Origin of the sequence: Flavobacterium sp. LMO6, assembly GCF_009495795.1 — a bacterium.
Taxonomy (GTDB): domain Bacteria; phylum Bacteroidota; class Bacteroidia; order Flavobacteriales; family Flavobacteriaceae; genus Flavobacterium.
Window position 1 is genome coordinate 12949 of sequence record NZ_WIBH01000002.1, and the last position, 24490, is coordinate 37438.

Consider the following 24490-nt stretch of genomic DNA (forward strand, 5'->3'; position numbering starts at 1 on the left):
TGCTCCGTTATTAAAGGACAGAGGATTATGAGGCACGCACAGCGTGCCTCTTTTTATAAAAATATGACATTTAAAAATAAAGTTCAAGAGGTATTGGATGCGGCATTGGCCGAGCGTGAGCAGCTTTTTTTGATAGATTTATCAATTAATGAGGCTAATAAAATTAGTGTTATTTTGGATGGCGATTCAGGAGTAAATTTGCAAGATTGTATCGACATAAGTAGAGCAGTTGAAAACAATTTAGATAGAGAAGAACAAGATTTTTCTCTAGAAGTAGCTTCTGCAGGTGTTTCAAGTCCACTAAAATTAGTAAGACAATACAAGAAAAATATAGGCAGAACTATTAAAGTTAAGACTATTTCGTTAGAAGAAATTGAAGCTAAATTAACAATGGCAGATGACGAAAAAATAACTTTAGAGTGGCAAGCTCGAGAGCCTAAAAAAATTGGAAAAGGAAAGGAAACGGTTGATAAAAAACTGGAACTTTCTTATGAGAATATAAAAGAAGCAATTGTTATAATATCATTTTAAAATAAAGAGTTGACATGGAGAATATTGCATTAATAGAATCGTTTTCAGAATTTAAAGACGACAAACTCATAGATAGAGTTACACTAATGGCAATTTTAGAGGATGTATTTAGAAATGCATTAAAAAAGAAATACGGATCTGACGATAATTTTGATATCATCATTAACCCTGACAAAGGAGATATGGAGATTTGGAGAAATCGTGTAGTGGTAGAAGATGGTGAAGTAGAAGATCCAAATTCTGAAATTTCTTTAACTGAAGCAAGAAGAATAGAGCCTGATTTTGAAGTAGGTGAAGATGTTTCTGAAGAAGTAAAACTAATCCAATTAGGTAGAAGAGCTATTTTGTCTTTACGTCAAAATTTAATTTCTAAAATTCATGAACACGATAATACAAATCTTTACAAGCAATTTAAAGATTTAATTGGTGATATTTATACAGCAGAAGTACATCATGTTCGTCCAAAAGCTGTAATTTTGATGGATGATGAAGGAAATGAAATTGTTTTGCCAAAAGAAAAACAAATTCCAAATGATTATTTCAAAAAAGGAGACAATGTAAGAGGTGTTATTGAAAATGTAGAATTGAAAGGTAATAAGCCACAAATCATCATGTCAAGAACAGCTCCAGAATTCTTAGAGAAATTATTCGAACAAGAAATTCCTGAAGTTTTTGATGGTTTAATTACTATTAAAAAAGTGGTACGTATACCTGGAGAAAAAGCAAAAGTAGCAGTAGATTCTTATGATGATAGAATTGATCCTGTTGGTGCTTGTGTGGGTATGAAAGGTTCACGTATTCACGGAATCGTTCGTGAGTTAGGAAATGAAAATATTGATGTAATTAATTTTACAACAAACGCTCAATTATATATTACAAGAGCATTAAGTCCTGCAAAAGTTTCTACTGTTAAAATTAACGAAGAAGCTAAAACGGCAGAAGTGTTCTTAAAAATTGAAGAAGTATCTAAAGCTATCGGTAGAGGAGGAAATAATATTAAATTAGCTAGTTTGTTAACGGGTTATGAAATTGATGTTATAAGAGAAGGTATCGCTCAAGAAGAAGATGATGTGGAATTAAGAGAATTCTCTGATGAAATTGAAGCATGGATAATTGAAGAATTTGAAAAAATCGGTTTAGATACAGCTAGAAGCGTATTAAATCAAGATGTTGCTGACTTGGTAAGAAGAACAGATCTTGAAGAGGAAACTATTTTAGATGTAATCAATATATTAAAAGAAGAATTAGAAGGATAATTCTTTAACCAAACAACACACAACATAAAAGAATTTTAAAAAGGTTATATGTCTGAAGAAAGAGTAATAAGAATAAACAAAATTTTAAGGGAGTTAAATATTTCTCTTGATAGAGCTGTGGATTTTCTAAAAGAAAAGGGTCATGAAATAGAGGCTAGTCCAAATGCTAAAATATCACAAGAGGAATATAAAGTCTTATGCGGTCAATTTTCTGCTGACAAAGGGAATAAGGTTGCCTCTCTTGAAGTGAGTGAAGAAAAGAGAAAAGAAAAAGAGGCGCTTAAACGCGAACTTGAAAAAGAAAACGAAGCAAAGCGTTTGCAAGAAGAAGAACGCCAAAGACAAGAGATTATTAAGGCTAAAGCAATTTTATCTGCTCCAAAAGCCGTTGGTAAAATCGATTTAAGTCCTAAAAAACAAGAAGTTAAGTCTGAAAAACCTGTTTCTGAAGTTAAGCCTATTGTTAAATCTGAAGACAAACCTGTTGTTGCTGAAGTAAAACCGGTAGAAGAAAAAGTTTCAGAACCAGTTAAAGCTGAAGTTAAGGAAGAAACTCCTGTTGTTGAAAAAACAGAAGTGGTTAAAATAGTTCAAGAGGTTCAAGAAAAATCAGATCCAACTACAGATGAAGCGGGTGAAGTAAAAATTGAAACTCAATATCAAAAATTATCAGGTGCTACTTTTACAGGACAAAAAATTGATTTATCTCAATTTGATAAGCCTAAAAAGAAAAAAGAAGATCCTAAAAAAGATATTAAAAAGCCGGGGACTCCTCAAGCACCTAATGCAGGTGGAGCGAATGCTGCCAATAATAATAAAAACAAACGTAAACGTATTATTAAGCCTGGAGGACCAGGTGCTCCTGGAGCAAATAGTAATGCTGGCGGACCTAAAAAAGAGTTTGTTAAAGGTGGTGCAGCTGGAGGATTTAATAAAGGTAAAAAACCAATCATTCAAAAGGTAGAGCCTTCTGAAGAGGATGTTAAAAATCAAATTAAAGAAACGCTTGAAAGATTACAAGGGAAAGGAAACAAATCGAAATCGGCAAAATACCGTAGAGATAAAAGAGATTCTCACCGTCAACGTGTTGATGATGAATTACAAGCGCAAGAAGAAGGAAGTAAAACATTAAAAGTAACAGAATTTGTTACTGTAGGTGAAATTGCTTCGTTAATGGATGTGCCAATTACAAAAGTAATCGGAACATGTATGTCGCTTGGAATCATGGTAACGATGAACCAACGTTTAGATGCGGAAACATTATCTATTGTAGCTGATGAGTTCGGATTTGAATTGGAATTCATAACAACCGATATTGAAGAAGCAGCAGTAGTTGTTGAAGATAATCAAGAAGATTTAGTTCATAGAGCGCCTATTGTTACGGTTATGGGTCACGTTGACCACGGTAAAACCTCTTTATTAGATTACATTCGTAAAGCAAATGTTATTGCGGGTGAATCGGGAGGAATTACACAACATATTGGAGCATACGGAGTAATTTTAGAAAATGGTGAAAAAATCACATTCTTAGATACGCCAGGTCACGAGGCGTTTACCGCTATGCGTGCACGTGGAGCTCAAGTTACAGATATCGCTATTATCGTAATTGCTGCGGATGATGATATCATGCCACAAACAAAAGAAGCAATCAGCCATGCACAAGCAGCTGGAGTTCCAATGATTTTTGCTATTAATAAAGTAGATAAGCCAGCGGCTAATCCAGAAAAGATTAAAGAGCAATTAGCAGGAATGAATTTATTAGTGGAAGATTGGGGTGGAAAATACCAATCGCATGATATTTCTGCAAAACAAGGAATTGGTATTACAGAATTATTAGAAAAAGTATTATTGGAAGCAGAAGTTTTAGAACTTACTGCAAATCCAAAAAAACCTGCACTTGGAACTGTAGTTGAAGCGCAATTAGACAAAGGAAAAGGATATGTTTCTACTATTTTAGTTCAAGCAGGAACCCTTCGAATTGGAGATTATGTGTTAGCTGGAAAAAATCATGGTAAAATTAGAGCTATGTTTGATGAAAGAGGGCACCAAATTAAAGAAGCGGGTCCATCAACTCCAGTGTCTGTATTAGGTTTAGATGGTGCGCCAACAGCAGGTGATAAGTTTAATGTTTACGAAGACGAAAGAGAAGCAAAACAAATTGCATCTAAACGTACACAATTACAACGTGAGCAATCGGTTCGTACTCAAAAACACATTACGCTTGCCGAAATTGGTCGTCGTATAGCTTTAGGACAATTTAAAGAATTAAACATTATCCTTAAAGGAGATGTAGATGGTTCTGTTGAAGCATTATCAGATTCGTTCTCTAAATTATCTACCGAAGAAATTCAAATCAATATTATTCATAAAGGTGTTGGAGCGATTACGGAGTCTGATGTATTATTAGCATCTGCTTCTGATGCGATTATTATCGGATTTAATGTTCGACCTCAAGGTAACGCAAAACAATTAGCTGAAAAAGAAGAAATCGATATCCGTAACTATTCTATTATTTACGATGCAATTGATGACTTAAAAGATGCTATGGAAGGAATGTTGTCTCCGGAAATGAAAGAAGAGATTACAGGTACTGCTGAAATCAGAGAGATCTTTAAAGTATCTAAAGTTGGAACTATTGCAGGATGTATGATTACAGATGGCAAAATATTTAGAAATTCTAGAATACGTTTAATTAGAGAAGGTGTTGTAATATATACTGGAGAATTAGCTACTTTAAAACGTTTTAAAGATGATGTTAAAGAGGTTTCTAAAGGATATGATTGTGGTATGCAAATTAAAAATTACAACGATATTCGTGAGTATGATTTAATTGAAGGTTTCCATGAAGTAGAAGTGAAGAAAAAATTGAAATAATTCAATTATATAGTCAATAAAAAAGCCATTCTTAGAATGGCTTTTTTATTGACTATTTTAGTTAGAAGGTTTAATAATTAAGGCGGATGGATATTTCTTTTTAATGTCTATCATTACTCGTTCAACTTCAATTCGGGTTTTAAAATTACCAACCCATACTTTGTAGTTGGGGCTATTAAAAACAATAGTGCTATCCAAGTCTTTAAATTCTCTATTAAACTCTTGCAATTTCTTTTTTGAGTCTTCGCTATTGCCATAAAATATCTGAATTTTATAACCTTCATTTAAAAACAAGCTATTGTTTAGTTTTCTTTTTTCTTTTAACAATTGATCAATTTTTGGATCAACAGAAACACTTGCTTTTGCATCTTGCCCGTTTGATTTAATACATAAAAAAGAGGATACTATAAAGAAGTACAATAAGTTATGTTTTGATATTTTTTTCATATGTAAATGATTTTAATACAAAAATACAATTTAAGATGATATTCGAACACTCAAAAATTATTTAGAACAAATATAAATTACATTTTAAGACAAAATTAAGGTTTTAATAATAGTTCGAATATTGTATTTTTGTCGGAGTTTTGAAAAAATAACGTGTTGTTTTTAGATTATGATATCTAAAAGTATACCAAATTAAGTCGATAATCATTTTAAATATGAAAAAGGTGGGTAACCATAAATCGTTTTCAAAGATTTTCTTCAGTTTAGCATTCGTGCTAGTAACTTCTTTATCTGCATTTGCTCAAGATGCGGCAAAGGGTAAAGAATTATTTAATACCAATTGTGCTGCATGTCATAAATTAGACGCTAAAGCTACGGGTCCTGCGCTTCGTGGTGTCGCTGCTAAATATGATAAAGAATGGTTGTACAAGTGGATAAAGAATAGTGGAGAATTAATCAAGTCAGGAGATGCTCAAGCTATTAAAGTTTTCGAAGAAAACAACAAAGTTGCCATGACGGCATTTCCACAATTGTCAAATGAAGATATTGACAATATCATAGCATATACTTCTGAGCCTAAACCTGAGGCTCCTGCTCCTGGTCCAACTGATGGTGGTGGAGCAACTGTTGATTCTGGTGTTTCTAATAATGTAATTTTAGGAGTGCTTTCATTGGTAATGATGATGTTAGTTGTTATGTTGTTCCTAGTGAATAATATGCTTACTAAAATTGCTGATGCTAAAGGATTAGAAGTTGAAAGAAAAGATCGTTCAATAATGAATCTTTTCAGAGCTTATGTTAAGAATCAGTTTTTAGTATTGGTTTCAGTAATCTTATTGTTATTGGTTTCTGCTTACTTTGCATACGGATGGTTGATGCAAATAGGTGTTGATCAAGGATACGAGCCAGTACAACCAATTCATTATTCGCACAGAATTCATGCTGGTGATAATGGTATTGATTGTAAATACTGTCACTCTTCTGCTAGAGTAAGTAAGCATGCAGGTATTCCTTCTTTAAATGTTTGTATGAATTGTCATAAAAACATTAGTGAAGTGGCTGAAACAACTGCTACAGAAGAACATTCTAAAGCTTTTTATGATGAGCAAATTGCAAAATTATACGATGCAGTTGGATGGGATAAATCTTTACAAAAGTACACGGGTAAAACTAAACCAGTTAAATGGGTTAGAATTCATAACTTGCCAGATCACGTTTATTTTAATCACTCACAACACGTAACTGTTGCAGGTGTTGAATGTCAAACATGTCACGGTCCTGTTCAAGAATATGAATTCCAAAAACAATTTGCGCCTCTTACAATGGGATGGTGTATTAATTGTCACAGAGAAACAAATGTGAAGGTAGAAGATAATGCTTACTACAAAAAAGTACACGAAGAACTTTCTAAAAAATACGGAGTATCTCAGTTAACTGCGGCTCAAATGGGAGGTTTAGAATGTGGAAAATGTCACTATTAATAAAAATAATTTAAGAAGCTAATATACTATACAATGGCATCAAACAAAAAATACTGGAAAAGTGTTGAAGAACTAAACGAAAATAGTTCTATTGTTGAGACGCTAAGAAACAACGAGTTTGTGGAACCAATTCCTGTTGATGAATTTTTAGGAGATAAAGAATCTTTGTCTGCTTCGTCAACTACTCGTCGTGACTTTTTAAAATATGTTGGATTTAGTACTGCTGCGGCATCATTAGCAGCGTGTGAAGGTCCTGTTGTAAAGTCAATTCCTTACGTAGTTCAACCAGAAGAAATTATCCCTGGTGTTGCTGATTATTATGCAACAACAATGGCTGATGGTTTTGATTTTGCTAATATTTTAATCAAAACTCGTGAGGGTCGTCCTATTAAAGTAGAAAATAATAATTTAGAAGGTGCTAAAACTGGAGCAAATGCAAGAGTTCATGCTTCTGTTCTTTCATTATATGATAGTTTACGTTTAAAACAGTCAAAAATTGCTGGTAAAGAAGCAACTTGGGCTGAAGTAAACTCTAAAGTTAAAGCTAGCTTAGAAGATGCTAAATCAAAAGGTGGAAATGTGGTTGTGTTAACAAATACAATGGCAAGTCCTTCTACAGATGCTTTAATTGCTTCTTTAGTTGCTAAATATCCTACAACTAAACATGTAGTTTATGATGCGGTTTCTGAATCAAATGCATTAGATGCTTTTCAATCAGTTTATGGAGTAAGAGCTTTAGCTAATTACGATTTTTCAAAAGCGAATACAATTGTTTCTGTTGGAGCAGATTTCTTAGGAGATTGGCAAGGTGGAGGTTTTGATGCAGGATATGCTCAAGGTCGTATTCCTAAAAACGGAATGATGTCTAAGCATATTCAAATTGAAGCTAATATGTCTTTAGCAGGTGCTAATGCAGATGTTAGAATTCCATTGAATGTTGCTGCTCAAAAACAAGCGTTAGTTAAAATTTATAATATCGTTACTGGTGGCGCTGTTAGTACATCAAAAATTGATAAATATGAAGAGGCTGTTGTAAAAGCGGCTAAACAATTAAAAGCAGCTGGAAATAAAGGTGTTTTTGTTACTGGTTTGGATGATGTAGATGCTCAATTAGTGGCAATTGCAATTAACCAAGCATTACAATCAGAAGCTTTTAATCCAAATGACGCTATTCTTACTAGAAAAGGGGATGCAAAAGCAGTTACTCAATTAGTAGCTGATATGAAAGCAGGAAAAGTTCATACATTAATTATGAATGGTGTTAATCCATCTTATACATTATCAAATTCAAAAGAGTTTGTAGAAGCATTAAAAGCAGTTAAACTTTCTGTTTCTTTCTCAATGAAAGAAGATGAAACTTCAACTGTAACAACTATTGCTGCTGCTGCTCCACATTATTTAGAATCCTGGGGAGATGTTGCTATCACTAGAAGTAATTATAGTGTTATGCAGCCTACAATTCGCCCATTATTTGATACAAAACAATTTCAAGAAGCTTTATTAGCTTGGACAGATAATGCAACTCCTTATTATGATTTCTTAAAAGGTTTTGCTGCTGGATCATTAGCTGGTAAATCTTGGAATCAAGCGGTTCATGACGGTTTTATTGTTGCTGAGGCTTATGCTTTGAATGCAAATCCGTTCAATTCAAATGCTGCTGCTACAACTTTAGCTACTGCAAAATCTTCTAATTTCGATTTAGTATTGTATTCTAAAGTTGGAATGGGAGATGGTCAACAAGCAAATAACCCATGGTTACAAGAGTTTCCTGATCCTATTACAAGAGTATCTTGGGATAACTATGTTACTATTTCAAAAGCAGACGCTGAAGAAAAAGGGATTAAAAACTGGAATGTTGCAAACGGAGGTTTAAACGGAAGTTATGTAACAATCAAAGTTGGAAATGCTTCATTAGAAAAAGTGCCAGTTATTATTCAGCCAGGGCAAGCAAAAGGTACTTTAGGGTTAGCTTTTGGTTATGGTAAAAAACTAGGACTTAAAGAAGAAATGCAAGTAGGTGTTAATGCATACGCTTTATATGCTAACTTAAATTCGAATCAATCTGCAACTATAAGTGTTGTAGAAGGTGAACATGAATTTGCTTGTGTTCAATTACAAAAAACATTAATGGGTAGAGGAGATATCATTAAAGATACTACTTTAACTATTTTTAATACTGCTGATTCTAAAGAATGGAACCCAGTTCCTATGGTTTCTCTAGATCACAAACCAACAGCAGCTACAGAAGTTGACTTATGGGATTCTTTTGATAGAAGTATTGGTCATCATTTTAATTTATCTATCGATTTAAATGCTTGTACAGGATGTGGAGCATGTGTTATTGCTTGTCACGCAGAAAATAATGTACCAGTTGTAGGTAAAGATGAAATTAGAAGAAGTAGAGATATGCACTGGTTGCGTATAGATAGATATTATTCTTCTCAAGAAACTTTTGCTGGAGATATTGTTGTTAAAGACGGAGCTTCTGGTTTAATGAATTCGATTGATACTTTTTCAAGTATGGAAGATCCTTCAGAAAATCCACAAGTTGCTTTCCAACCTGTAATGTGTCAACACTGTAACCATGCTCCTTGTGAGACGGTTTGTCCTGTTGCGGCAACATCTCATAGTAGAGAAGGTCAAAATCATATGGCGTATAACAGATGTGTTGGTACTCGTTACTGTGCGAACAACTGTCCATATAAAGTAAGACGTTTCAACTGGTTCTTATATAATAAAAATAGTGAATTTGATTATCACATGAATGACGATTTAGGTCGTATGGTTCTTAATCCTGATGTAAACGTTCGTTCTCGTGGGGTTATGGAAAAATGTTCAATGTGTATCCAAATGACTCAAGCTGTTAAGTTAAAAGCGAAACGTGAAGGAAGAGTTGTTGGTAACGATGAATTCAAAACAGCATGTTCTGCAGCTTGTTCTAGTGGAGCAATGAAATTTGGTGATATTAACAATTCTGAATCTGATGTTGCTAAACTAGTAGAAGATGAAAGAATGTATCATTTATTAGAGCACATCGGAACAAAACCAAACGTGATGTATCACGTGAAAGTTAGAAACGATAAATAAGTATTAATTAATAGAAACAATATAAAGGATTATGTCGTCTCATTACGAAGCACCCATTAGAAAACCTTTAGTAGTAGGAAGTAAATCTTACCACGATGTAACGGTAGATGTTGCTAGACCTGTAGAAGGTAGAGCAAACAAACTATGGTGGACAGTTTTTTCAATTGCATTAGCCGCTTTCCTTTGGGGATTAGGTTGTATGATTTACACTGTTACCACTGGTATTGGAACATGGGGATTAAATAAAACAGTTGGTTGGGCTTGGGATATCACCAATTTCGTTTGGTGGGTAGGTATCGGTCACGCCGGAACACTTATTTCTGCAGTATTATTATTATTCCGTCAAAAATGGAGAATGGCTATTAACCGTTCTGCAGAAGCAATGACGATTTTCTCGGTAATGCAAGCAGGTTTATTCCCAATTATCCACATGGGTCGTCCATGGTTAGGTTACTGGGTATTACCAATTCCAAATCAATTCGGATCATTATGGGTGAATTTTAACTCACCATTATTATGGGACGTATTTGCAATCTCTACTTACTTATCGGTTTCATTAGTATTCTGGTGGACTGGTTTATTACCTGATTTTGCTATGTTACGTGATAGAGCGGTAACTCCTTTTACAAAAAGAATTTATTCAACTTTATCTTTTGGATGGTCTGGTAGAGCTAAAGATTGGCAACGTTTTGAAGAGGTTTCTCTTGTCTTAGCTGGTTTAGCAACTCCACTTGTACTTTCTGTACACACTATTGTATCCTTTGACTTTGCTACTTCTGTTATTCCAGGATGGCATACAACAATTTTACCTCCATACTTCGTTGCTGGAGCGATTTTCTCAGGATTTGCAATGGTAAATACTTTACTTATTATCATGAGAAAAGTATCAAACTTAGAAGATTATATTACAGTACAACATATTGAATTAATGAACATCGTAATCATGATTACAGGTTCTATAGTAGGTTGTGCTTATATTACTGAGTTATTTGTAGCTTGGTATTCAGGAGTAGAATATGAACAATATGCATTTTTAAATAGAGCAACCGGACCATACTGGTGGGCGTATTTCTTAATGATGACTTGTAATGTGGTTTCTCCTCAAGTAATGTGGTCTAAGAAAATTAGAACAAATATTATGGCGTCATTCATTATCTCTATCGTTGTAAACGTAGGTATGTGGTTTGAACGTTTCGTAATTATCGTTACTTCTTTACATAGAGATTATTTACCATCTTCTTGGACAATGTTCCAACCAACTTTTGTTGATGCTGGTATCTATATTGGAACTATCGGATTCTTCTTTGTATTGTTCTTATTATATTCAAGAAGTTTCCCTGTAATTGCTCAAGCAGAAGTTAAAACAATCTTAAAAGGTTCTGGAGATAATTACAAAAGAGAAAGAGAACAACACGGTCATAATCATTCAGATAATCATTAATATCATGAGTAATAAAGTAATACACGCTATATATAATGATGATGATGTTTTAATGGATGCTGTAAAACAAACTAGAGCAGCTCATCATCATATTGAAGAAGTTTATACTCCATTCCCAGTTCATGGATTGGATAAAGCAATGGGATTAGCTCCAACAAGACTTGCTATATGTGCATTCATATACGGATTAGTTGGTTTAACAGTAGCTACAACCTTAATGAATTTCATTATGATTCAAGATTGGCCTCAAGATATTGGAGGAAAACCAAGTTTCAGTTATATTGACAATATGCCTGCTTTCGTACCGATTATGTTTGAATTAACTGTTTTCTTTGCGGCTCACTTAATGGTAATAACTTTTTATATGAGAAGTAAATTATGGCCATTTAAGCAAGCTGAGAATCCAGATGTAAGAACTACTGATGATCATTTTTTAATGGAGGTTGGTATTCACGGTAACGAAGAAGAATTAGTATCTTTCTTTACAAGTACTGGAGCAGTTGAAGTAAAAGTAGTAGATAAGCATTAATAGATAGTTATGAAAAGTTTATATAAAATAGCAGCAGTTGTAGGTTTGTCTTTAATGACAACTTCATGTTTCGATAAAGCAAAACCTAACTATCAGTTTTTTCCTAATATGTATGAAGCGGTTTCTTATGAAACGTATTCAGAACATAATGTTTTTAAAGGGGGAGTAGAAGCTCAAATACCAGCAGAAGGTTCAATTAAAAGAGGGTTTGTTCCTTATGAAATTCCAAATACTCCTGAAGGTTATATTTTAGCTAAAGCTACATTAAAATCTCCTTTAGATGCAACTGCGATTGATACTGAAAAAGGTAAATTATTGTTCAATGTTTATTGTGCAGTATGTCATGGTGATAAGGGTGACGGAAAAGGTATTTTAGTTCAAAATGAAAAATTCCTTGGAGTACCAAATTATAAAGATAGAGAAATAACAGAAGGAAGTGTTTTTCACGTAATCACTTATGGATTAAATTCTATGGGGTCGCACGCTAATCAATTATCTCAAGATGAAAGATGGCAGGTTACTGATTACGTTTTAAAACTTAAGTCTGGATTATAATAGTAAAACTTTTTGAAAATAATAGATATGTACACGTTTTCAAGTAAATTAAAAACTTTTTCGTTCATCCTAATGATTTTAGGTTTAGTTGGTATTGGAATTGGTTTCATGGCCGCACCTAAAACAATTGAGGATGTTGAAAAAATATTGGCTAATAGCCATCATGAAGGTAATCATTCTGCAGCTCCTGCTCATGGAGAAGTTGTTCATGCAATAGAAGAAGGTAAAGATGCTGTTGAGCATGGTGAAACTAAAGTAAGTGATTCTGTTGTTACTACTTTGGCAGCTCATGCTGATGCTTCAGTTAATAATGTTGATTCATCTTCAGTTCATGCTGATGTTAGTCATGATGTTGTTGCTGAACCTGCTGCACATTCTGATAATCATGATGCACATGCTACTGCAGATGCTCATTCTCATGATGACCATACAGCGCATTTAGAACACGTTTTACATCAGTTACAAAATAAACCTTGGGCTGCTCTTTATGTAGCATGTATATTCTTCATGTTAATTTCAGTTGGTGTTTTAGCTTTTTATGCTATTCAATACGCGGCTCAAGCAGGTTGGTCTCCAATCTTATTTAGAGTAATGGAAGGTATTACTGCGTATTTATTACCTGGTTCTATAATATTTTTCCTTTTCTTAGTAATAACGGGAGCTCATGTTTTTGAAGGAAATCATTTATTTGTTTGGATGAATCCTGATGTTATTAACCCTGAACATGCAGATTTTGATAAATTAATTTTTAACAAAAAAGGTTGGTTAAATGTTGTTAGATTTTTAGTTACAGCTGCAATCTTTTTAGCTGTTTGGAATTGGGTTCGTTTCAAATTCAGACAGAATTCTATTGCACAAGATACAGCTACTGATAATGCTCCATACAAGAGAAATTTTAAACTAGCTGCATTCTTTTTAGTGTTTTTCATCGTTTCTGAATCTATCATGTCTTGGGATTGGATTATGTCTGTTGACCCACACTGGTACAGTACTTTGTTCGGATGGTATGTTTTCGCTAGTTTCTTCGTAAGTGGAATCACTGTAATTGCAATGATTACTTTATACTTAAAATCTAAAGGATATTTAGAACACGTAAATACAAGTCACATTCATGATTTAGCAAAATTTATGTTCGGTATTAGTATTTTCTGGACCTATTTATGGTTCTCTCAATTTATGTTAATTTGGTATTCTAATATCCCAGAAGAGGTTACTTATTATGTTACTCGTATAGAGCACTATAAATTACCTTTCTTTGGAATGTTAGCTTTAAACTTTATTTTCCCATTGTTAATCTTAATCAATACTGATTTCAAACGTTTAACTTGGATTGTAGTTATGGCAGGTATCGTAATTTTATTCGGACATTATATTGATTTCTTCAATATGATTATGCCTGCAACAGTTGGTGACCAGTGGTTTATTGGTATTCCTGAAATCAGTTCTTTAATGTTCTTCTTAGGTTTATTTATTTTCATTGTATTTAGTGCTTTAACTAAAGCTCCAATTGAGCCTAAAGGGAATCCTTTTATTGAGGAGAGTAAACATTTTCATTATTAATAGTTAAAAAGAAATAAAAATGACAAGTTTCTTGGTATTTATAATTTTAGTTCTAGTTGGTATTGCAGTATGGCAATTAACTAAGATATTTGATTTAACCCAAATTGGTGGTTCTTCAGCTAATGATGAAATTGCTAACGATAAAGATAATAGTGTTAATGGTTATTTGATGTTTGCCTTCGTAGGTTTCATTTATGTTTTTACTATTTATTCACTATATGCTTGGGGTGAATTAGTTCTTGGTACTCCAGGTTCAGAACATGGTACAGAGGTTGATAATTTAATGGCTATTTCTATGGCATTGATTTTCTTCGTACAAACCATTACTCAATTTTTATTACACTACTTTGCTTTTAAATATAGAGGTAAAGAAGGTCAAAAAGCATTATACTTTGCAGATAATAACAAGTTAGAAGCTATATGGACAATTATTCCTGTTATTGTTTTAGCGGGTTTAATCATGTATGGTTTATATACATGGAATGATATCATGTTTGTTGATAAAGAAGATGAACAAGATGCAATTGTTATCGAATTATATGCTAAACAATTTGGTTGGGAAGCTCGTTATGCTGGTGATGATAAAACATTAGGAAAAGCTAACGTAAGATTAATCGAAGGTATTAATACTTTAGGTGTTGATTTAGCTGATCCAGCAGCTCAAGATGATAAAGTTGTTACAGAATTGCATTTGCCAGTTGGTAAAAGAGTTATCTTTAAAATGCGTTCTCAAGACGTTTTACACTCTGCTTACATGCCTCATTTTAGAGCGCAAATGAACTGTGTTCCTGGTATGATTACACAATTTTCATTTATTCCTACAGTAACAACTGCAGATATGAGAAATGATGAGGCTATAATTGCCAAAGTGGATAAAATCAATAAAATCAGAACAAAAAACAGCAAGAAAATTGTTGCTGATGGTGGTGTAGCTTTAGACCCTTATACATTTGATTATTTATTATTATGTAATAAAATTTGTGGGAAAGCACACTACAATATGCAAATGAAAATTGTTGTAGATACACCTGCTGATTTCAAAGCATGGTTAGCAGAAAAACCTACATTAGCACAGCAATGGAAAGAAGCTAACGCTCCTGCTCCTGCAGAAGTTCCAGTTGTAACTCCTGTTGTAGCGATTGATTCAACTAAAGTTGTAGCTCAAGTTATTAAATAAGTTATTTTATATTAAATATAATAGAATTAGTATGTCACACGATCACGGTCATCATAAAGAAACTTTCATAACTAAATATATTTTTAGTTTGGATCACAAAATGATAGCGAAGCAATACCTTATTTCAGGTTTATTGATGGGTATTGTTGGAGTTGTTTTATCTTTATTCTTCCGTATGCAAATTGCATGGCCAGAAGAATCTTTCGAAATTTTCAAAGTATTCTTAGGAGATAATTTTGCTCCTGATGGAGTAATGCGTAACGATATTTATCTTGCATTAGTTACTATTCACGGAACAATCATGGTATTCTTTGTACTTACCGCTGGTTTGAGTGGTACTTTTAGTAACTTATTGATTCCATTACAAATTGGAGCTCGTGATATGGCTTCAGGATTTATGAACATGCTTTCTTTCTGGATGTTCTTCATTTCTTGTATCATTATGATCTCTTCTTTGTTTATTGAGTCAGGACCAGCATCTGCAGGTTGGACAATTTATCCTCCTTTAAGTGCTTTACCACAAGCAATTCCTGGATCAGGTTTAGGAATGACTTTATGGTTGGCTTCTATGGCTATTTTCATTGCATCATCTTTAATGGGATCATTAAACTATGTTGTTACGGTTATCAACTTAAGAACTAAAGGTATGACAATGACAAGATTGCCATTAACAGTTTGGGCTTTCTTTGTAACAGCTATCATTGGTATCGTATCGTTCCCAGTATTATTTTCTGCTGCATTATTATTAATTTTTGATAGAAGTTTTGGGACATCATTCTTCTTGTCAGATATTTTTATTCAAGGTGAAGTTTTACATTACCAAGGAGGTTCTCCGGTATTATTCGAACACTTATTCTGGTTTTTAGGTCACCCTGAAGTATACATCGTATTATTACCTGCATTAGGTATTACGTCTGAAATTATTGCTACAAACTCTAGAAAACCAATTTTTGGTTACCGTGCAATGATTGCTTCTATTTTAGCAATTGCATTCTTATCAACTATTGTTTGGGGTCACCATATGTTTATTTCAGGTATGAATCCTTTCTTAGGTTCAGTATTTACCTTTACAACATTATTAATTGCAATTCCATCTGCTGTAAAAGCGTTTAACTACATTACAACATTATGGAAAGGTAATTTACAATTAAATCCTGCAATGTTATTCTCTATCGGATTAGTATCTACTTTCATTACTGGAGGTTTAACAGGTATTATTCTTGGAGATTCAACTTTAGATATTAACGTTCATGATACGTATTTCGTAGTAGCTCACTTCCATTTAGTAATGGGTATCTCTGCACTTTACGGATTCTTTGCTGGTGTATACCACTGGTTCCCTAAAATGTTCGGTAGAATGATGAATAAAAACTTAGGTTACGTTCACTTCTGGGTAACTGCTGTTTGTGCTTACGGAGTTTTCTTCCCAATGCACTTTATTGGAATGGCTGGTTTACCAAGACGTTACTACACTAACTCGGCTTTCCCATTATTTGATGAATTAGCTGATGTGAATGTTTTGATTACGATTTTTGCTATCGTTGGAGCTGCATTCCAAATCGTATTCTTCTGGAACTTCTTCTATAGTATTTTCTATGGTAAGAAAGCAACTCAAAACCCATGGAGATCTAATACTTTAGAATGGACTACACCAGTGGAACATATTCACGGTAACTGGCCTGGAGAAATTCCTGAAGTACACAGATGGCCTTATGATTACAGTAAACCAGGTCATGATGAAGACTTTGTTACGCAAATCACACCTATGAAAGAAGGAGAAGAAGTTTTACATCACTAAGATTTTTTCCACAATATACAAACCTCTCCAATCGGAGAGGTTTTTGTTTTATAACTTTACTTATCTTTGTTTTTATGAATGATAATTTGAATCCAAATAAAGAATCCTATTCTCCGCATGATATTGATATCGAAAAGGCATTACGCCCATTAAGTTTTGATGACTTCGCCGGACAAGATCAAGTATTAGAAAATCTAATTGTTTTTGTGCAAGCGGCTAATTTGCGAAATGAAGCGTTAGATCATACTTTGTTTCATGGACCCCCAGGTCTTGGTAAAACAACTTTAGCAAATATCTTGGCTAACGAGTTAGGAGTGGGAATTAAAATTACTTCAGGGCCTGTTTTAGATAAACCTGGAGATTTAGCTGGTTTGTTGACTAATTTGGAAGAAAGAGATGTTTTATTTATTGATGAAATTCACCGTTTAAGTCCGATTGTGGAAGAATATTTGTATTCGGCAATGGAAGATTTCAAGATTGATATCATGATTGAGTCGGGTCCAAATGCAAGAACGGTTCAAATTAATTTGAATCCGTTTACTTTAGTTGGTGCAACTACTCGTTCTGGATTGTTGACAGCTCCTATGCGTGCTCGTTTCGGAATTCAAAGTCGATTACAATATTATAACACCGAATTATTAACCACAATTGTGCAACGTAGTTCATCTATTTTAAAGATGCCAATTACGATGGAAGCGGCTATTGAAATCGCTGGCAGAAGTAGAGGAACACCTCGTATCGCCAATGCTTTATTGCGTCGTGTTAGAGATTTTGCTCAAATCAAAGGAAACGGAAAAATCGACATTGAAATAGCAAAATTCGCATTAAAAGCGTTGAATGTAGATGCACACGGTTTAGACGAAATGGATAATAAAATTTTATTAACTATAATCGAAAAATTCAAAGGCGGACCTGTTGGATTGTCAACATTAGCAACAGCAGTTTCCGAAAGTGGTGAAACCATTGAAGAAGTGTACGAACCTTTCTTAATCCAAGAAGGCTTCATCATGAGAACGCCTAGAGGAAGAGAAGTAACGGAGAAAGCGTATAAACATTTAGGAAAAATTAAAAATAATATTCAAGGAGGACTTTTTTAAGAGCTGGAAGATGGAAGCTTGAAGTTGGAAGTTTTATTTCGTTTTAAAAGATATTTTTATGAGTTTTAAGTTTGAAAAATTAATTATTTGGCAAAATGCAATGAGTTTTGGTGAAGACATTTTCAAAATTTCTCAAAACTTTCCTAAAAGTGAAATATATAATTTGACTTCCCAAATCAATCGTGCGGTTGATTCGATAGCTTTAAATATTTCTGAAGGTTCAATTGAGCAAAGTAATCCTGAGTTTAGAAGGTTTTTAGGATATGCAATTCGCTCTTTAGCAGAAGTTGTGACTTGTTTGCACAAAGCAAAAAGGAGAGCATATATTAGTGAAGTAGATTTTGATAAATTTTATCAGGATTCATATAATTTGATGAATATGATGATTGCTTTTAGAAATAAATTATCGTAGTATGTCTTCCAACTTCCGGCTTCCATCTTCCAACTATTCAAAGATTATAAAATCCGAATCCAAAAGACTCGGCTTTTTGTCTTGTGGTATTTCCAAAGCAGGTTTTCTTGAAGAAGAAGCGCCTCGTATAGAAAATTGGTTAAACAATAACATGCAAGGTCAAATGAGTTACATGGAAAACCATTTTGACAAACGTTTGAATCCAACGCTTTTGGTAGATGATGCTAAAAGTGTGATTTCTTTATTGTTGAATTATTATCCTTCGGAATTTCAAAATGAGAATTCGTATAAGATTTCCAAATACGCTTACGGACAAGATTATCATCACGTCATCAAAGAAAAGTTAAAGGAATTATTAAATTTCATTCAAACTGAAATTGGAGAAGTTTCAGGAAGAGCCTTTGTGGATTCGGCACCTGTTTTAGACAAAGCGTGGGCGGCAAAAAGCGGCTTGGGTTGGGTAGGAAAGAACAGTAATCTTATCACGCAAAAAGTGGGTTCATTCTATTTTATTGCCGAATTAATTATTGATTTGGAATTAGATTACGATACGCCAACAACAGACCATTGTGGTTCTTGCACCGCTTGTTTAGACGCTTGTCCCACAGAAGCTATTGTTGCGCCTTATGTTGTGGATGGAAGTAAATGTATTTCGTATTTCACCATTGAATTGAAAGATAATTTGCCTCAAGAAATGAAAGGTAAGTTTGATGATTGGATGTTTGGTTGTGATGTGTGCCAAGATGTTTGTCCGTGGAATCGATTTTCAAAACCACATAATGAACCGCTTTTTCAGGCGAATTCGGATATTTTAAATTTCTCAAAATCGGATTGGGAAGAAATAACTACTGATACTTTTCAAAAAGTATTTAAAAATTCAGCAGTTAAACGAACCAAATATGAAGGCTTGCTTCGTAATATCAATTTTTTGAAGAAATAAAATTGTATAAACTTTTTCAGACAAAAAATATTTTCCAAAAGAAAACTTTGCCGTAGTTTTGAGAGTTCTTAAAAATAAATAAATTTTTAAAATTATGACATCAGGATTTTTTGCAATCTTAGACGATATCGCTGCATTGATGGACGATGTAGCAATGACTAGTAAATTAGCAACCAAAAAAACAGCAGGAATTTTAGGAGATGACTTGGCGGTAAATGCCGAAAAAGCAACTGGGTTTTTGGCTTCAAGAGAAATTCCGGTGTTGTGGGCGATTACAAAAGGCTCGTTTATCAATAAACTAATTATTCTGCCGGTAGTTTTTGTTTTGAATTGGTTGTATCCGCCAGCCATTAAAGTCGCTTTAATCATTGGAGGAGTTTACTTAGCCTACGAAGGCGTGGAGAAAATTATCGAATATCTTTTTCATCGTGCTAAAAAAGGCGAAGAAGTTATCAAAGAAAGTAAGCTTGAGGAAGATAACGAAAATTCTGAAAAAGCAAAAGTAAGTTCAGCGATTAAAACCGATTTTATTCTTTCGCTTGAAATTGTCATTATCGCTTTAGGAACAGCAATGGAAAAAGAACATCCGCTAATCACTCAAATTTTAAGTGTAACTTTTGTAGCTATTATTGCTACAATTGGAGTTTACGGTATTGTAGCTTTAATTGTAAGAATGGACGATGCTGGTTTTTATTTAATGAAAAATGGAAACGAAAAAGGATTTTTATCTTCTTTAGGTAGTATTTTAATTAAAGCCTTACCATTGGTTATTAAATTCCTTGCTGTCTTAGGAACTATCGCGCTTATCTTAGTTTCGGGCGGAATTTTTCTTCATAATATCGAATATATTCATCATTTAGTGCCACACAGTATTCCATCAACAATAGCTGAATTTGGCGTTGGAATAGCATTTGGATTAGTTGCCGTTTTGTTGATCACGGTTTTTAAGAAGGTTAAGGGTTTAGCTAAAAAATAAAATATGTTTAAAAAAATTGCAATTAGATTATCGATAATTTTAGCGTTATTTTTTATTTACCAATTATTTTGGCTTTTTTCATTAAACTACAATGAAATGAAGTTCCATAAAATTTCAGCTGATGGAAATTATTTTAGATCGAATATGTTTTATTGTAAAAAAGTTATTTTTGAAGAAAAACAATTTAGAAATGTTAATTATTTAGAGGTTAATATTCAGAATAGAAATTTTTTTCATAATGAAAGTTTTTATCTCTTAAACGAATATAATGGTAAAAGGCCGCATAATTTTTTTAAGGAAAATGATGATGTGCTAATTAGGTATCGAATATTATTGTTTTTTGTTTACGAATTGGATTATAAAATTGTACTAAACTTTTCTAGAAAAAATAATTCAATACAATATTATTATAAAATTATTAATTGATTTATTTTTTCAAATGAATACCGAAATAATTACCAGTTAATAGGAATCATACAAAACAAAAAACGCAAAGGATTGTTAAGAATCCTATGGCCATTTAAAAAATAGAAAACTATTCATCAAACAAACTTTAATAATTATGGCGAATATTAAACTCTTTTTTTTATTAATATCTTTAAATGTTTTTTCTCAAAATGAACACAAAATAGATTATGAGCATATTTTTAAGAAATGGATATATATTGAAAAAACATCAGGGTATTTACCTACAGAAGAAAGTATGAATTCGATTTCAATTAAAAATGATTCAATTTTTAATATATTTAAAGATAATATTAAATTGAAAATATCTGAATTAAATAATAATTTACCCCATAAATATGTAGTTAAATACTTAATATTAAACAATCAAAATGTTATTGACACAAATCAAGATTTAACACCGTTTAATATGGATGTAAATAGTTTTTTTTATAATAACCAATGTGATGGTAAGTTAGTTTTAGTTTTTGATATTGAAAAAGGGATGTCTTACAGAATAGCTGGTTTTAATGGAAATGATTTAATGAGTTTATTGTTTAGTATACAGGAATATTACTTTAAAAATTATGAAAAAATAAGTTTCAAGTCTATTATAAAGAAACATCATATTGAAGATGTTGACTTGTTATGCATTTATAAAGGTTTGAAATCTGAGCGATTAATTGATTATAAGAAATATCCATGTTTAAAATCTTGCTTTGATGAATTCGTTGTTTTTTAGATAATGTTATTAAATTTTTAGAAATAGTTGCAGTTACTTTAAGTGTTTTCAAAAGTCTAAAAATCCTAATTCGTAAAGACCTATCTCCTAATGTTACATTACTTAGATATATACTCCTCCACAAGGAAATGTAAAAATAATCCATTTATTTTTTCAAAAGAATACCGAAATAATTTCTCATTTTATAAGCATACTACTATATTTGTAAGTTAGTAAAATAAAAAAACCATGCATAAAGATAGTAAACGTAGAGAAGCCTTATTATATCACGCAAAACCTAAACCTGGAAAAATTCAGGTAGTTCCCACAAAAAAATATGCAACACAAAGAGATTTAGCTTTAGCTTATTCTCCTGGAGTGGCAGAACCTTGTTTAGAAATTGAAAAAGACGTTAACAACGTTTATAAATATACCGCAAAAGGAAATTTAGTAGCTGTAATATCAAACGGAACCGCTGTTTTAGGTTTAGGAGATATTGGTCCAGAAGCTTCAAAACCTGTAATGGAAGGAAAAGGTTTGTTGTTTAAAATCTTCGCTGATATTGATGTGTTTGATATCGAAGTAGGAACAAAAGACATCGAAGAATTCATTGCAACGGTAAAAAATATTTCTCCAACTTTCGGAGGAATTAACTTGGAAGACATCAAAGCACCAGAATCTTTTGAAATTGAAAGACGTTTGGTAGAGGAATTGAATATTCCAGTTATGCACGATGATCAGCATGGAACCGCTATCATTTCATCAGCCGCATTATTAAATGCAGTAGAATTAGCAGGCAAGAAAATGGAAGAAGTTACTATGGTAATTTCGGGAGCAGGATCTGCAGCCATTGCTTGTGCTAATTTATACGTGTCTTTTGGTGTGAAACCAGAAAATGTGGTAATGTTCAACAGTAAAGGAGCATTGCGTAAAGACGATCCGAAAATTTCGGATATGCAGCGTGTTTATGCAACAGATAAGCATTTTGATGATTTAGCGCATTCTATGAAAGGTGCCGATGTTTTTGTAGGATTGTCAACAGGAGATATCGTTACACCTGATATGTTATTAGGAATGGCAGATAATCCTATAGTTTTTGCAATGGCAAATCCAACGCCAGAGATTAACTATGATTTAGCAATTGCTACTAGAAAAGATATTATTATGGCAACGGGTCGTTCTGACCATCCTAATCAAGTAAATAATGTGTTAGGATTTCCATTTATTTTTAGAGGTGCTTTAGATGTTAGAGCAACTAAAATTAATGAGGAAATGAAAAAAGCTGCTGTTGTAGCTTTAGCAGAATTAGCAAAAGCATCAGTTCCAGAACAAGTAAATATTGCGTATGGTGAAACCAAATTAACGTTTGGTCGCGATTATATTATTCCAAAACCATTTGACCCAAGATTAATCGCGGAAGTGCCACCAGCAGTTGCAAAAGCGGCTATGGATTCAGGTGTAGCAACATTTCCTATAACAGATTGGGATAAATATAAAGATGAGTTATTAGAGCGAATGGGTTCTGATAACAAAATGATTCGTTTGTTAACAAACAGAGCTAGAACAAATCCAAAACGTATTATTTTTGCTGAAGCAGATCAAATCGATGTGTTAAAAGCAGCTCAAATTGTTCATGAAGAAGGTATTGGTTTTCCAGTTTTATTAGGAAACAAAGAAATCATAATGGAATTAAAAGAAGAAATTGGGTTTGATGTAGAAGTGCCAATTTTTGATCCAAAAGCGAAAGAATGTGATGCGAAACGTTTAGATTACGCACAACATTTTTGGGAAAGTAGAAAACGCAAAGGTGTTACCTTTTATGAGGCTGAAAAATGGATGCGCGAGCGAAATTACTTTGGTTTAATGATGGTAAATACCGGAGAAGCAGATGCAATGGTTACGGGTCATTCAAGAAGTTATCCATCAACAATAAAACCTGTAATGCAATTAATAGATAAAGCTCCTGGAGTTTCAAAAATTGCAACTACCAATATGATGATGACCTCAAGAGGTCCAATTTTCTTGTCAGATACTGCAATTAATCCTAACCCTTCAGCTGATGATTTAGCAAGAATTGCTTTAATGACGGCAAAAACAGTTAGAATGTTTGGTATGGAGCCAGTAATTGCAATGGTATCTTATTCTAATTTTGGTTCATCTAATTATGAAGGTCCTAATAAAGTAAGACAAGCAGTTGCCTATTTACATGAAAATTTCCCTGATTTAATAGTAGATGGAGAGATTCAAACAGATTTTGCATTAAATCCAGATTTACTAAAAAATAAATTTCCTTTTTCTAAATTAGTAAATAAAAAAGTTAATACACTTATTTTTCCTAATTTAGACGCTGCGAATATTACATATAAATTAATAAAGGAATTAAATAATTCAGAATCAATTGGTCCTATAATTCTTGGTTTAGATAAACCAGTACACGTATTTCAATTAGGAGCAAGTGTTGAAGAAATGGTTAATATGGCTGCAGTGGCAGTTGTTGACGCACAAGAAAAAGGAAAAAAATCTAATAGATAATACAAATATGATAGCTCACATTCAAGGACGATTAGTTGAAAAAACACCAACCGAAGTGATTATCGATTGTAATGGTGTGGGGTATCATATTAATATTTCTTTGCATACGTATTCATTATTGCCTGATTCAGAAAGTTTAAAATTATTTACTTTTTTACAAATTAAAGAAGATGCGCATACCTTATACGGATTTGTAGAAAAGCAAGAGCGCGAGTTGTTTAAATTATTAATTTCGGTTTCTGGAGTTGGCGCAAGTATAGCAAGAACTATGCTCTCTTCCTTAGCTCCAAGTCAAATTATACAAGCAATTGCGTCAAATGATATTGGAACAATGCAATCAATGAAAGGTATTGGTGCAAAAACAGCACAAAGAATTATACTTGATTTGAAGGAAAAAGTGTTAAAAGTGTATAATTTAGATGAAGTTTCTGTTATTGAAAGCAATACAAATAAAGATGAAGCGTTATCTGCTTTAGAAGTTTTAGGATTTGCTAGGAAAGCAGCCGAAAAAGTTATCGACAAAATTATAAGAGAAACCCCAAACGCCACTGTTGAAAACTTAATAAAACAAGCTTTAAAAAATTTATAAAACTTGAAAAAAATAATATTAAAAGCAATAAATAAATTACAAT

The 24490-nt window shown here is 32.9% G+C and carries 19 protein-coding genes; 18 read left to right on the top strand and 1 reads right to left on the bottom strand.

Annotated features, from left to right (window positions below):
• Positions 1-63 precede the first annotated feature (63 nt).
• From rimP to infB, 3 genes are read left to right on the top strand one after another with little or no spacing between them, the layout of a single operon-like run.
• A complete protein-coding gene (rimP, locus tag GFJ99_RS02625) occupies positions 64-531 on the top strand; it encodes a ribosome assembly cofactor RimP (protein WP_153207598.1) in 468 nt (155 codons plus the stop codon).
• A gap of 14 nt (positions 532-545) precedes the next feature.
• Positions 546-1787 (top strand): transcription termination factor NusA, encoded by a 1242-nt coding sequence (nusA, locus tag GFJ99_RS02630; protein ID WP_008256061.1) that lies wholly within the window; start codon positions 546-548, stop codon positions 1785-1787.
• Positions 1788-1835: 48 nt separating this feature from the next.
• Positions 1836-4661, top strand: a complete 2826-nt coding sequence (infB, locus tag GFJ99_RS02635) for a translation initiation factor IF-2 (protein WP_153207422.1) — start codon at positions 1836-1838, stop codon at positions 4659-4661.
• 57 nt (positions 4662-4718) lie between these two features.
• Here the strand turns inward: infB and GFJ99_RS02640 are convergent, their stop codons facing one another.
• Positions 4719-5108: an SPOR domain-containing protein gene (locus GFJ99_RS02640; RefSeq protein WP_153207423.1), complete on the bottom strand. Its 390-nt coding sequence runs from the start codon at positions 5106-5108 to the stop codon at positions 4719-4721.
• 215 nt (positions 5109-5323) lie between these two features.
• On the opposite strand from GFJ99_RS02640, the gene GFJ99_RS02645 reads away from it, so the two are divergent.
• The 15 genes from GFJ99_RS02645 to ruvA all read left to right on the top strand — a co-directional run bounded on the left by GFJ99_RS02645 (position 5324) and on the right by ruvA (position 24447).
• On the top strand, positions 5324-6589 hold the full coding sequence (locus GFJ99_RS02645) for a c-type cytochrome (RefSeq protein ID WP_153207424.1): 1266 nt from the start codon (positions 5324-5326) through the stop codon (positions 6587-6589).
• 33 nt (positions 6590-6622) lie between these two features.
• A complete protein-coding gene (locus GFJ99_RS02650) occupies positions 6623-9676 on the top strand; it encodes a TAT-variant-translocated molybdopterin oxidoreductase (RefSeq protein WP_153207425.1) in 3054 nt (1017 codons plus the stop codon).
• Between the two features lie 31 nt (positions 9677-9707).
• A complete protein-coding gene (gene nrfD, locus GFJ99_RS02655) occupies positions 9708-11117 on the top strand; it encodes an NrfD/PsrC family molybdoenzyme membrane anchor subunit (protein ID WP_008256071.1) in 1410 nt (469 codons plus the stop codon).
• 4 nt (positions 11118-11121) lie between these two features.
• Positions 11122-11646 carry a DUF3341 domain-containing protein gene (locus tag GFJ99_RS02660; RefSeq protein ID WP_153207426.1) on the top strand — a complete coding sequence of 175 codons (525 nt, stop codon included), beginning with the start codon at positions 11122-11124 and terminating at the stop codon, positions 11644-11646.
• Between the two features lie 9 nt (positions 11647-11655).
• Positions 11656-12201: a cytochrome c gene (locus tag GFJ99_RS02665; protein ID WP_008256074.1), complete on the top strand. Its 546-nt coding sequence runs from the start codon at positions 11656-11658 to the stop codon at positions 12199-12201.
• A 27-nt stretch (positions 12202-12228) separates the two neighbouring features.
• Positions 12229-13761 carry a quinol:cytochrome C oxidoreductase gene (locus GFJ99_RS02670; protein WP_153207427.1) on the top strand — a complete coding sequence of 511 codons (1533 nt, stop codon included), beginning with the start codon at positions 12229-12231 and terminating at the stop codon, positions 13759-13761.
• Between the two features lie 19 nt (positions 13762-13780).
• On the top strand, positions 13781-14938 hold the full coding sequence (locus GFJ99_RS02675) for a cytochrome c oxidase subunit II (protein WP_153207428.1): 1158 nt from the start codon (positions 13781-13783) through the stop codon (positions 14936-14938).
• A gap of 31 nt (positions 14939-14969) precedes the next feature.
• Positions 14970-16736, top strand: coding sequence for a cbb3-type cytochrome c oxidase subunit I (locus tag GFJ99_RS02680; protein ID WP_008256080.1), 1767 nt, complete (start codon positions 14970-14972; stop codon positions 16734-16736).
• A gap of 74 nt (positions 16737-16810) precedes the next feature.
• Positions 16811-17833: a Holliday junction branch migration DNA helicase RuvB gene (gene ruvB / locus GFJ99_RS02685; RefSeq protein ID WP_153207429.1), complete on the top strand. Its 1023-nt coding sequence runs from the start codon at positions 16811-16813 to the stop codon at positions 17831-17833.
• Positions 17834-17891: 58 nt separating this feature from the next.
• Complete coding sequence (locus GFJ99_RS02690) at positions 17892-18245, top strand: four helix bundle protein (protein ID WP_153207430.1); 354 nt, start codon at positions 17892-17894, stop codon at positions 18243-18245.
• Between the two features lies 1 nt (position 18246).
• Positions 18247-19185: a tRNA epoxyqueuosine(34) reductase QueG gene (gene queG / locus GFJ99_RS02695; RefSeq protein WP_153207431.1), complete on the top strand. Its 939-nt coding sequence runs from the start codon at positions 18247-18249 to the stop codon at positions 19183-19185.
• Between the two features lie 94 nt (positions 19186-19279).
• On the top strand, positions 19280-20161 hold the full coding sequence (locus GFJ99_RS02700; protein ID WP_153207432.1) for a DUF808 domain-containing protein: 882 nt from the start codon (positions 19280-19282) through the stop codon (positions 20159-20161).
• 562 nt (positions 20162-20723) lie between these two features.
• Positions 20724-21347: a hypothetical protein gene (locus GFJ99_RS02705; RefSeq protein WP_153207433.1), complete on the top strand. Its 624-nt coding sequence runs from the start codon at positions 20724-20726 to the stop codon at positions 21345-21347.
• A 228-nt stretch (positions 21348-21575) separates the two neighbouring features.
• Positions 21576-23858: an NADP-dependent malic enzyme gene (locus GFJ99_RS02710; RefSeq protein ID WP_153207434.1), complete on the top strand. Its 2283-nt coding sequence runs from the start codon at positions 21576-21578 to the stop codon at positions 23856-23858.
• 7 nt (positions 23859-23865) lie between these two features.
• Positions 23866-24447 (top strand): Holliday junction branch migration protein RuvA, encoded by a 582-nt coding sequence (gene ruvA / locus GFJ99_RS02715; RefSeq protein WP_008256091.1) that lies wholly within the window; start codon positions 23866-23868, stop codon positions 24445-24447.
• Positions 24448-24490: the final 43 nt, after the last annotated feature.